Raw genomic sequence first — 11,953 nt, 5'->3', positions numbered from 1 at the left:
GCCTCGCGGCTCAGGCCTGGCCTTTCGGCCCCAGTTGGTGTCCTCGATGCTTCGCACCCCGCTGTTACCAGCGACGCACGATCGAGTAGGCTACTGCTGGCAGAACAGCAGGTCTTGTCCAATTACTATCGGCAAGACAGTTGCGATAGCGACCTTCAGGTCGCACCTGTATAAATATACAGTATAGTATCCCGCTGCAACCCGGGCTTTTGGCGTGCCGTCCCGCCTGCCCCGTTGCACTGAACTTGCGCGGTCGCGAGGCGTCCGTGAGAGGTGGCCCACTCATTCAGACGGTCGGATAAATTGGCATCTAATGGAATCATCCGCATTCGCGGCGCGCGTCAGCACAATCTGAAGAACGTCGATCTCGACGTACGAACCGGCGAAATGACAGTCGTCACCGGCCCATCCGGTTCCGGCAAATCGAGCCTCGTGTTCGACACGCTGTACGCGGAAGGGCAGCGGCGCTACGTTGAAACCTTCAGCGCCTACGCCCGGCAGTTTCTCGACCGCATGGACCGGCCGCAAGTCGACCGGGTCGACGGCGTACCGCCCGCCATCGCGATCGACCAGACCAATCCGGTGCGCAGTTCGCGCTCCACCGTCGGCACCATGACGGAGCTCAATGATCACCTGAAGCTCCTCTACGCACGCGCGGCCGAACTGTTCGACCGCAAAACCGCGCTGCAAGTGCGCCACGACACGCCTGAAACGATCTACGCCGAGCTGCTCGAGCGCACCGCGGAGCATGATCCGCGGCTGGTCGTCACGTTTCCGGTTGAGTTGCCGGAAACGGCGTCCGAACAGGAAGTGGAGCAATGGCTTTCCGCGAGCGGTTACACGCGTGTGCAGGCGCAGCGCGAAGTTGATTCACCCACCGGCAAGCGCAAGCTGCTCGATGTGGTGGCCGACCGCTTCCGCTTGCGCGCGGTCGACAAGCAACGTGTGGTCGAAGCTATCGAGGCGTCGCTCAAACGGGGTGGTGGCCGCGTCAACATCTATGTGCTGCCTGTAGCGCCAGACGCGCCGGAGGCGAAAGAGCCTGAGCCACAAATCTGGCGTTTCTCTACCGGCCTGCACAGCCCCGAGAGCGACCTGCGCTATGCGGATCCGCAGCCGGCGCTGTTCTCGTTCAACTCGGCTTATGGCGCATGCGAAGTCTGCCGGGGTTTTGGCCGCGTGATTGGCGTCGACCTCGGCCTGGTGATTCCCGACGCGCGCAAGACGCTGAGCGACGGCGCGATCAAGCCGATGCAAACGCCCGCCTGGAAGGAGTGCCAGGACGACCTGATGCGCTATGCGGCGAAAGCCGACATCCGCCGCGGCACGCCTTGGGGCGAGCTGACGGACGCCGAGCGCGACTGGGTCATCAACGGTTCGCCGGACTGGAACGGCAAGTGGCAAAGCCATTGGTACGGCGTCAAACGCTTCTTCGAATATCTCGAATCGAAAGCGTACAAGATGCACATTCGCGTGCTGCTGTCGAAGTACCGCAGCTATACGCCTTGCGAAACCTGTGGCGGCGCGCGTCTGAAAACGGAATCGCTGTTATGGCGCCTCGGCAGCAAGCAGAATGCGGACGAGGGGTTGGCGCCTGAGAAGCGTTTCATGCCGCGCGGCGTCGAGTGGACGCGCGCGCAACTGGAGTCCTTGCCGGGTTTGACCGTGCACGATCTGATGCTGATGCCGATCGAGCGCATCCGGCGTTTCTTCGACGAGATCAGCCTGCCGAGCGCATTGCTCGACGACGCACTCAAGCTGTTGCTCGCCGAAGTACGCACGCGCCTCAAATATCTGTGTGACGTCGGCCTCGGGTATCTGACGCTCGACCGGCAAAGCCGCACGCTGTCGGGCGGCGAGGTGCAGCGGATCAATCTGACCACGGCACTCGGCACCTCGCTGACCAAAACCCTGTTCGTACTCGACGAGCCGAGTATCGGCCTGCACCCGCGCGATCTGAACCGGATCGTCGAAGCCATGCATCGGCTGCGCGACGCGGGCAACACGCTGGTGGTGGTCGAACACGATCCCTCGGTGATGCTCGCGGCAGATCGTCTGATCGACATGGGCCCGGGGCCCGGCGAACGCGGCGGCTCGATCATTTACGACGGCGCGCCTGAGGCGATCCGCTCGTCCGGCACGCTAACCGGTGAATACCTGGGTGGTCGCCGGCATGTGGCGGACGCGGCGCACTGGTCGCAGCGTCCGGTGGACGACAGTACGCCACGCATCGCGCTCGAAGGCGCAACGGAACATAATCTGCGCGACGTTACCGTCGAGATTCCGCTGCAGCGGCTCGTCTGCGTGACGGGCGTGTCGGGCTCAGGCAAGTCCACCTTGCTTCAGGACGTTTTGTATCCGGCCATGGCGCGACACTTCGGTCTTGCCACCGAATCGCCCGGCGCATTCAGGAGTTTGACGGGCGCCGACCAGGTGACTGACGTGGTATTCGTCGACCAGTCGCCGATCGGCAAGACCGCACGCTCGAATCCGGCCAGCTATGTCGGCGCATTCGACGAAATCCGCAAGCTCTTCGCCAAGGCGCCGCTCGCGCAGCAACGCGGTTACGGCCCCGGCATGTTCAGCTTCAACTCCGGCGACGGGCGCTGCCCGACCTGTGGCGGCTCGGGCTTCGAACATATCGAAATGCAGTTTCTGAGCGACGTCTACCTGCGCTGCCCGGATTGCGATGGGCGCCGCTATCGCGCAGAACTACTCGAAGTGAAAATCGAGCGCGGCGAGCCGGCGCGTGCCTTGAGCATTGCCGACGTGCTGGAATTAACGGTAAGCGAAGCCACTACCTACTTTGCCAAGGATGCCGAAGTATTGCGCGTGCTGCAGCCGATTGTCGACGTGGGTCTCGAATATGTGAAGCTTGGCCAGCCGGTGCCCACGCTATCCGGCGGCGAAGCGCAGCGGCTCAAGCTCGCGGGTTTCCTCGCGGAATCGGCGCAGGCGCGCACCGCGCGTAGTGCGAAGCAACCGGTCGCAAAACGCCTGTTCATGTTCGACGAGCCGACCACCGGCCTGCATTTCGACGACATTGCCAAGCTTATGCAGGCGTTTGGCAAACTGCTGGCGAGCGGCCATTCGCTGATCGTGATCGAACACAATCTCGACGTGATCCGTGCGGCCGACTGGCTGATCGACCTCGGTCCAGAAGGTGGCGACGGCGGTGGCAGGGTGCTATGCGCGGGCACGCCGGAAGCAGTCAAGCTCTGCCCGGAATCGCATACCGGCGAAGCGCTGCTGCAATATGACCGCGCCATGAACGCCGCAGCCGATCCGGCGTCGCAAGGCATCCCGCTGCAAAAGGCACTGAGCGCGGCGCGCGCGCGGCGGGCTATCGAAGGCGAGGATGTGGTGCGCATCGTCAACGCGCGCGAGCACAATCTGAAAGCGCTGGACGTGGATATTCCGCACGGCAAATTCAACGTGATTACCGGCGTGTCCGGTTCCGGAAAGTCCACGCTGGCCTTCGACATTCTGTTCCACGAAGGGCAGCGTCGTTACCTCGAATCGCTGAACGCGTATGCACGTTCTATCGTGCAGCCGGCCGGGCGCCCAGAGGTCGACGCGGTGTATGGCATTCCGCCCACCGTCGCGATCGAACAGCGTTTGTCGCGCGGCGGCCGCAAGAGTACGGTGGCGACCACGTCTGAGGTCTGGCACTTCCTGCGCCTGCTGTATGTGAAGCTCGGTCTGCAGCATTGCATCCACGATGGCACGCCGGTCACGTCGCAAAGTGTCGAATCGATTGCGGCGCAATTGCTGCGCGATCACAAAGGGCAGCACGTCGGTTTTCTCGCGCCGCTGGTCGTGAATCGCAAGGGCGTCTATACCGATCTCGCGAAGTGGGCGAAAGCGCGTGGCAATACGCATCTGCGTGTGGACGGCGAGTTCGTGCCGGTAGACCCGTGGCCGAAGCTCGATCGTTTCCGCGAGCACACCATCGAGCTGCCGGTGACCGACCTCGTCGTGTCGCCGGACAACGAAGCGGCACTGCGCCATGCGCTCGATCAGACGCTGGAAATCGGCAAGGGTGTCATGCATCTGCTGGCGCCGCTCGACGGTTTGCACGACGCGATCAGCGGCGGCCGGCCCACGGCGAAACTCGGCACGGTGAAGGTACTGTCTACCAAGCGCGCCTGTCCGGTATGCGGCACGAGTTACCCCGAACTCGATCCGCGCATGTTCTCGTACAACAGCAAGCATGGCTGGTGTACGACGTGTGTCGGCACGGGCCTCGCTTTGACGCGCGAACAACGCGCGGCGTACGACGATACCGTGATCGTCGACGACAACCGCGGCCGTGAGCAGAGCTTGCCTTCCGAGGAGCAGGAGCCGGAAGGCCTCGTCGACGAACCGTGTGCGGATTGCGCGGGTACGCGTCTGAACCCAACCGCACGCGCGGTCACGTTCGGCGAGCAGGCCATCGTCGACGTCGCGCAATGGACCGTGTCCGACACGCGCGCGTGGATCGATACGCTGGAGATGACCGGTCGAGACGCGGAAATCGCGCGCGACGTGGTCAGCGAAATCGGCAGCCGTCTGCAATTTCTGGAAGAAGTCGGGCTCGGTTATCTGAGTCTCGATCGTGCGGCGCCGAGCCTGTCGGGCGGCGAAGCGCAGCGCATCCGGCTCGCCGCGCAACTCGGCAGCAACCTGCAAGGTGTGTGCTACGTGCTCGACGAGCCGACCATCGGCCTGCATCCGCGCGACAATCAAATTTTGCTCAACGCCTTGCGCAAACTGGGTGAGAAGGGCAATACGCTGGTGGTGGTCGAGCATGACGAAGACACGATTCGGCGTGCTGATCACATCATCGATATCGGACCGGGCGCGGGCAAGCGGGGCGGCACGCTGGTCGCGCAGGGCAGCGTGGCCGATCTGTCGGCGCAGCCCGATTCGCTGACCGGGCAGTTTCTCGCCCATCCGATCGTGCATCCGTTGCAGCCGCGCCGCGAAGTGGTCGCGCCGGCCAAACGCGCAACTGCAGTGCCGGAGAACTGGCTGACGGTACACGGCGGCAAGCTGCACAACCTGCAGAACGTCACCGTCGGCATTCCTCTTTCACGGCTGGTGGCGGTGACTGGCGTGAGCGGTTCGGGCAAATCGACGCTCGCGCGCGACGTGCTGATGGCCAATTTGCTGGATGCGGTGGGGCGCTCGGTGCTGTCGTCGCCGGCCACGCGGCGTGCGCGTGCGGCGGCCGAGACCCAGCCGGCGGCGAACCGGCGTTCGAGCGTGTTGGCGCGCACAGCGCCGCGTGCGCCGCTGAACGTCACGCATGCATGGCAAGGGTGCGATTCGATCACCGGCTGGGAAACCATCGACCGTGTGCTCGAAGTCGATCAGACACCGATCGGCAAAACACCGAGGTCGTGTCCGGCGACCTACATCGGCGTGTGGGATGCGATCCGCAAGCTGTTCGCCGGCACGCTTGAAGCGCGCGCGCGTGGCTATACCGCATCGCGTTTCTCGTTCAACACCGGCGAAGGACGTTGCCCCGCTTGTGAAGGGCAAGGCGTGCGCACTATCGGCATGAGCTTCCTGCCTGATGTGAAGGTGCCGTGCGACGTTTGTCACGGGCAGCGCTTCAACCCGGAGACGCTGGCGGTCACGTGGCGCGGCAAGAACATCGGCGACGTGCTAACCATGGAAATCGACGAAGCCGTCGAGTTCTTCGCGCCGATCTCGAACATCGCGCATCCCTTGCAATTGATGAAAGACGTCGGGCTCGGTTATCTGACGCTTGGCCAGCCGTCGCCTACGCTGTCGGGCGGTGAAGCACAGCGTATCAAGCTCGTTACCGAGTTGAGCAAGGTGCGCGACGACATCACCCGGCGTGGTCAGAAGCCGCCTCACACGCTGTATGTGCTGGACGAACCGACTGTCGGCTTGCATATGGCGGACGTCGCGAAGCTGATTCGCGTGCTGCATCGTCTCGCGGATGGCGGCCATAGCGTCGTCGTCATCGAGCACGATCTCGACGTGATTGCCGAGGCGGACTGGATCATCGATCTCGGCCCCGAAGGCGGTGTGGGTGGCGGTACGATCGTCGCCGCTACGGATCCCGAAGGTCTGACTCGCGTTGCCGCTAGTCACACAGGTGCGGCGTTGCGTTCCGTGCTTGCGCGAACGCCGAACGACACGGCAGTGACCGCGAGCGAAGGAACCAACGGTTGAGGCTACGGAGCGGCGCAATGAACTTTGCGCCGTTCCGGCCTGGTCGTTCAATCTGGAGGGGGCACGCGCGGGAGCTACGCGCGGCCATCTGCTCCTTGCGTTCCACGAACACGTGCCGCCGAGGCGCCCGGCATGTCGGAGCCGGTCATTTCAATGACGTTGGCAATATGTAATTAATAAGAACGAGTTTGTAATTATATAAATGGCGTAATTGAAATGTTCATTTAGAGTGTCGTAAATACCGCTAAAAAGATTTTCAAACGCCGTTTTCCTTCTGCTATCTTCTCGCCTTCGACGCTGGCCCTCGCTCGGTGCTTGATCATCACGTTAGACATGCTGTCCGCGATCCCGCCGGTTGCCATGCCGCCATCGCGAAAGGCCCGCCTGGCGGGCTGTCGCGCCATGCATCACCAGCGATCAGCCGGCCGTTCATGACGTGCCACGGAAGGCCGCAATAGCGGCCGCGTCCCAATTGGCGAGACACGAAAAGCGTACGCGCATCTGTTCGACACACGCTTATTCTTTTAAAGCGACGCGAATAGGGCATTAGTTAGAGTGTTCTCTCTAAACTTAGTATGCTCCCATCAAAAAAAGTTTGACCCCGCATTTTTTGTCCTGCTATTGTTGCCTCCCATGAAACGCAGGTGACAATCGCGCAAAAAGTTCAGGAGCCTCAGCGCGCTTCGATCAAATTGTCTCCAGCAGTTCATGCCAGACGGAAATGAGCGGGTCGAACTCAATCTATTAGTAGTTCTACTTAGATGACCATTCGGCTGGTGTGAATGACCGCTGGAGCATTGCGCAGCCGTACGCGTGTCATTGAATCAGGGTTGGGCCCTATAGATTAAATATAGGAATGCAAATCAATGGCGCGGACGATGGATGCGGTTGTCTGAAGTGAACGTTGGTTGCCGTATGTAAGCGCGCTGCAGTTACAGAAATGGACGGTTCACGCCGGAGGAGTAAAGGTGGGTACGAAAGTCGAAGGGCATTTTCCGGCAGCAACGGCCCGTATGGAAAGGCCAGGACGCCCGCGTGAGTTTGGGCGCAAGCAGCAAAACCCAGTACGCCGCTTCGGCGGAATCGCAGTTGTTCTGCTGCTGCACATCGTGCTGATCTATGCACTCATCAATGGCCTTGCCACCAAGGTCGTGCAGGTCATCCAGCATCCTATTGAAACGAAAATCATCGAGCCGGTGAAGCCGCCTCCGCCGCCGCCGTTGCCCACCGTGCAATTGCCGCCGCCGAAGTTCGCACCGCCGCCGCCGCCGTTCGTGCCGCCGCCGGAAGTGCAGGTGCAGACACCGCCGCAGCCGACCATCACGCACCAGTCCGCACCGGTCGTTTCGGCACCCGCCGTAGCGGCCGCACCGCCGGCGCCTCCCGCGCCGAGCAAGCCCGTGAGCGCTGAAGTCGGGGTGGTGTGCCCGAACTCGGATCAGGTCCGTTCGTCGATCCGCTACCCGAAGGAAGCGCAGGAGAACAACGTGACGGGTGATGTGCTGATTGAATTCGTAGTCGATCCGCAGGGCCATATTACGAATGAACGTGTTGCCAAATCGGCGGACGATTCCTCACTCGATCGGGCTGCGTTCAACGCGGTCAAGCAGTTCACGTGCGTTTCCCAAGGCCAGGCTGTCCGTGTGCAAGTTCCGTTCTCGTTTAACCTGAACTGAACCCCACAGGCTGTTCGGTACCGGTAGCGATTTATCAGTCTTGGTTTAGAAGTTGTACTAATGAACTTGGAGCAGGCATGAAGAAGCGTACTCTCGCCGCATTGGCGGCAACCCTGTTGTTCGCCGTAACCACGGTGGATACCTTTGTGGCACCGCAAATGGCCCACGCGCAAGCTAGCGACGCCACCGCGTCGGCCGCGGCGCCGGCTACCGCCGCACCGCAAACGGCCGGCTCGGCCGCGGACGTTGCGGTACCGCCCCCGGCGCCGGCTACGTCCGAAACCGTCAACAACCCTTACGGTCTTGGCGCGCTCTGGAAGAACGGTGACTTCGTCGCACGTTTTGTGCTGATTCTGCTGGTGCTCATGTCGATGGGCAGTTGGTACATCATGATCACCAAGTTCCTCGAGCAGTTCCGTGCGAACCGTCGCGCGAAGAGTGCCGACGAGCAACTGTGGACCGCGCCGTCACTGGTCGAAGGTGCCAAGCTGCTCGACGAATCGTCGCCGTTCCGTTTCATCGCCGAAACGGCCATCGAGGCAGGCGAGCATCACGACGAAGCACTGCTCGAAGCCGTCGACCGCAACACATGGATCGATGCGTCGGTGGAGCGTGCCATCACCAACGTGTCGAATCGTCTGCAAGACGGTCTGGCTTTCCTCGGCACGGTCGGCTCGACAGCGCCGTTCGTCGGTCTGTTCGGTACGGTGTGGGGGATTTATCACGCACTGACGGCAATCGGTATCGCCGGCCAGGCCTCGATCGACAAGGTCGCGGGCCCGGTGGGCGAGGCGCTGATCATGACCGCGATCGGTCTTGCCGTGGCCGTGCCGGCGGTGCTCGGTTACAACTTCCTGGTTCGCCGCAACAAGTCGGTGATGGAGCGGGTTCGCGCGTTTGGCGCACAACTGCACACGGTCTTGCTCGCCGGCAGCCGGCGCTCGACGCGCGCCTCGGCTCGTCAAGCATCGCTGGTCCAATAAGCGGAGTCGGTCATGGCTATGAGCGTTGGGCAGGATGATAGCGACGAGGTCATCTCCAGTATCAACACCACGCCGCTCGTCGATGTGATGCTGGTCCTGCTGATCATCTTTCTGATCACGATTCCAGTGGTGACGCATACGGTGCCGGTGCAACTGCCGAAGGAGACGATCCAGCCGTTGCAAACGACGCCCAAAAGCATCGTCATTGCGGTCAACCACGACGGCGATTTCTTCTGGAACGAGAAGCAGGTGGATGCGCCGACGCTGCTGGCACGCCTGAAAACCGTGTCGGTCATGACGCCGCAACCGGAAGTGCACGTTCGTGGTGACCAGAGCGCGCGTTATGAATTCATCGGCCGGGTCATTACCGAGTGCGAACGCGCCGGTATCGCCAAGGTTTCGTTTATTACCGAGCCGCCCGCGCGCGGCGGCTAAGAGAGGCGATCATGGGAATGAACGTATCTTCCGGCGGCAGCATCGAACCGGATGTGATGGTCGACATCAACACCACGCCGCTGATCGACGTGATGTTGGTGTTGCTGATCATGTTGATCATCACGATTCCGATTCAGACGCACGCCATCAAGATGAACTTGCCGGTCGGCAATCCGCCGCCGCCGATCACGCAGCCGGAAGTGGTGCAGATCGATATTGACTTCGACGGCACCACGACCTGGAACGGCCAGCCAGTGCCGGACCGCGCGGCGCTCGAATCCAGGCTTGCGCAGGTGGCGGCCGAACCGGTGCAGGCGGAAATCCATCTGCGGCCTAACAAGCTGGTGCCGTACAGGGATGTCGCGGCGGTGATGGCGTCCGCCCAACGACTGGGTGCGACGAAAATCGGCCTGATCGGCAACGAGCAGTACATGCAATAAGGAAGTGCCATGCTAACGATCCATCAACGGTTCAAGCGCGCCGTCATCGCGGCCGCTATCGGCGGGCTGTCAGCGCTCGTCGTGCTGCCGGTCACGTCTGAAGCTGCGGACACCTTGCGGCCGGATGTGGCGAAGCCGCTGAACGCCGCGCAGGACCTGTATCGCGCGCATAAGTACAAGGATGCGTTGACGAAGATCGATCAGGCCGACGCCGTGCCGGGCAAAACGCCCTATGAAAGCTACATGATTCAGGAGATGCGCGGCGCCGCGGCGGCGGCGGCCGGCGAATCCGGTGTGGCCGCCCAGGCCTACGAAACCTTGCTGAGTTCAGGACATCTGACCGGTGCTGACGAGCAGCGCACCACCGCGGCGCTGGCAGGCATCTACTTCCAGCAGAAAAACTACGCACAGGCTGCGAAGGTCGCACAGCGCTACCTGAAGTCAGGCGGCAGCGATCCCGACATGCACACCTTGCTTGTGCAGTCTTACTACCTGTCGAACGATTGCGGCAATGTGGTGAGCCTGCTCAAGCCGAGCGTCGATGCGCAAGTGCGCGCCGGTCACGCACCCGACGAGTCGCAACTGCAATTGCTCGGCACGTGCGCGCAACGTGTGAAAGATGACGTGACGTACCGCAGCACGCTCGAAAAGCTGGTTGCCTATCATCCGAAGCAGTCTTACTGGGACGATCTGTTCAACGCGATTCGCAGCAAGCCCGGCTATTCATCAGCGCTTGATATCGACACCTACCGGCTGCGCCGCGCGACGGGTTCGCTCACCACCGCCGACGACTACATGGAGATGACGCAACTCGCGATCGTGGCCGGCACGACAGCCGAAGGTAAGCAGGTCATCGATCAGGGCTTTGCGTCAGGTGTTTTAGGCCACGATGCGCAGGCAGATCGCGAGAAGCGGCTGCAGGCGCTCGCCGCAAAACGGATGCAGGCACCGGCCGATCCCGCGAATCCTGTCGCGCCAGTCGACGTCGGTTTCAACGAGGTCTTCGCAGGACAGGCCAAGCAAGGTCTTACAGCCATGGACGCAGCGATTGCGAAGGGCGGAATCGATCACCCGGATCAGGCGCAATTGCATCTCGGCGAGGCGTACTACATGGCAGGCGACAAAGCGCGTGCAGTGCAAACCTTCCGTGCCGTGAAGGGCACCGACGGTTCAGCCGACCTCGCCCGTTTGTGGGTGCTGGTGGCGTCGAAGTAACGGCATTCTGTTTCCGACATGTCCCATCTTGCGGAGTGTTGCCGAGATACCCATGCATCGAATCGGACGGCACATTCTCGCCTGATGGAGCGCGAGCCTTCAGTAATCGAAGGGCATGGTTGCGTGCGCAACCATCGCCCGGTTCGCGGCAAGGTCGAAAGTGTCTCCACGTTCGCAGTGATTGAGCCACGCTTCGCGGCAATCAACCAGGCATACGGCGCATGTTTTAGGGAGGACGTTGCACTCAATGAAACATAGTTTAGTTTTATCAAACTAATTTTGACTACGGGATTCTGTCTTGCTATGGTTTTGCCACTCGATAACAAGGCACAAGTCGCAGTTTCTATAGGAAGTAAAGTCCGCGCGCTTCGCCAACGGCTCAAGCAAACGCTAGATGAAGTGGCAACCACTGCGGGAATTTCCAAGCCCTTTCTTTCGCAGGTAGAACGAGGTCATGCAACACCTTCGATCACATCGCTAGTGGGCATTGCTCGCGCTTTGGGTGTGACGGTGCAGTATTTCGTCGACACACCAACCGAAGACAAATCAGTACGCAGAGGGAGCGAGCTTAAGTACTTCGGGTTCGACGGGACCGCGAATCGTTTTGCCCGGCTGACGAACCTGTCGGTCGGCAGCAAGCTGGAAGTGATTCTCGTCAGGATGCCGGTGGGACAGAACCCTTCGGAAGTCACGACACATGCAGGGGAAGAGTTTTTGTACGTGATGAGCGGCCAGATATCGCTCACGTTAGAAGGTACAACGTTCGTATTGCAGGCAGGTGACACCGCGCATTATGAATCCACCGTACCTCACTCCTGGTCCAACACGGCCCGCGAAGAAGCCGTGGTGGTGTGGGTGGGTACGCCAAGACTGTTTTAGGTGCCTTTGCTCCGTGCTTTCCTTGAAAGAAATCGCTCTGTATTTGTAAGCATTACTTAGAGTTTGATCATGGTTTGATGAAGTGGGAAATACGTTTCCCAATCACCATCGCCCGTGACGGTAGAAGTGAAAACAA

7 protein-coding genes are annotated in these 11,953 nt (G+C 61.1%); all 7 read left to right on the top strand.

Annotated elements, in window-relative coordinates:
* The first annotated feature begins 303 nt into the window (after positions 1 to 303).
* The 7 genes from uvrA (at position 304) to KHO31_RS30755 (ending at position 11,817) form a co-directional block, all read left to right on the top strand.
* A complete protein-coding gene (uvrA, locus tag KHO31_RS30785) occupies positions 304 to 6,189 on the top strand; it encodes an excinuclease ABC subunit UvrA (protein ID WP_201075638.1) in 5,886 nt (1,961 codons plus the stop codon).
* 1,013 nt (positions 6,190 to 7,202) lie between these two features.
* Positions 7,203 to 7,865: an energy transducer TonB gene (locus KHO31_RS30780; protein WP_201075663.1), complete on the top strand. Its 663-nt coding sequence runs from the start codon at positions 7,203 to 7,205 to the stop codon at positions 7,863 to 7,865.
* 77 nt (positions 7,866 to 7,942) lie between these two features.
* Entirely contained in the window at positions 7,943 to 8,848 is a 906-nt protein-coding gene (locus tag KHO31_RS30775; protein ID WP_201075636.1) for a MotA/TolQ/ExbB proton channel family protein, read from the top strand.
* 12 nt (positions 8,849 to 8,860) lie between these two features.
* Positions 8,861 to 9,283 carry an ExbD/TolR family protein gene (locus KHO31_RS30770; RefSeq protein ID WP_201075634.1) on the top strand — a complete coding sequence of 141 codons (423 nt, stop codon included), beginning with the start codon at positions 8,861 to 8,863 and terminating at the stop codon, positions 9,281 to 9,283.
* Between the two features lie 11 nt (positions 9,284 to 9,294).
* The gene (locus tag KHO31_RS30765; protein ID WP_201075632.1) at positions 9,295 to 9,723 is read left to right on the top strand and encodes an ExbD/TolR family protein; all 429 of its coding nucleotides are present in this window, start codon (positions 9,295 to 9,297) and stop codon (positions 9,721 to 9,723) included.
* A 9-nt stretch (positions 9,724 to 9,732) separates the two neighbouring features.
* A complete protein-coding gene (locus KHO31_RS30760) occupies positions 9,733 to 10,938 on the top strand; it encodes a tetratricopeptide repeat protein (RefSeq protein ID WP_201075631.1) in 1,206 nt (401 codons plus the stop codon).
* Between the two features lie 303 nt (positions 10,939 to 11,241).
* Positions 11,242 to 11,817, top strand: a complete 576-nt coding sequence (locus KHO31_RS30755) for a helix-turn-helix domain-containing protein (RefSeq protein ID WP_201075629.1) — start codon at positions 11,242 to 11,244, stop codon at positions 11,815 to 11,817.
* Positions 11,818 to 11,953: the final 136 nt, after the last annotated feature.

The organism is Paraburkholderia domus (genome assembly GCF_905220705.1).
GTDB classification, from domain to species: domain Bacteria; phylum Pseudomonadota; class Gammaproteobacteria; order Burkholderiales; family Burkholderiaceae; genus Paraburkholderia; species Paraburkholderia domus.
This window is presented reverse-complemented; position numbering and strand designations above follow the sequence as displayed.

Excerpts from the sequence above, each read along its gene's own strand:
- KHO31_RS30765 (WP_201075632.1), top strand. The coding sequence starts at position 9,295 with ATGGGAATGAACGTATCTTCCGGCGGCAGCATCGAACCGGATGTGATG.
- KHO31_RS30770 (WP_201075634.1), top strand. The coding sequence starts at position 8,861 with ATGGCTATGAGCGTTGGGCAGGATGATAGCGACGAGGTCATCTCCAGT.
- KHO31_RS30775 (WP_201075636.1), top strand. The coding sequence starts at position 7,943 with ATGAAGAAGCGTACTCTCGCCGCATTGGCGGCAACCCTGTTGTTCGCC.
- KHO31_RS30780 (WP_201075663.1), top strand. The coding sequence starts at position 7,203 with ATGGAAAGGCCAGGACGCCCGCGTGAGTTTGGGCGCAAGCAGCAAAAC.
- KHO31_RS30755 (WP_201075629.1), top strand. The coding sequence starts at position 11,242 with ATGGTTTTGCCACTCGATAACAAGGCACAAGTCGCAGTTTCTATAGGA.
- KHO31_RS30760 (WP_201075631.1), top strand. The coding sequence starts at position 9,733 with ATGCTAACGATCCATCAACGGTTCAAGCGCGCCGTCATCGCGGCCGCT.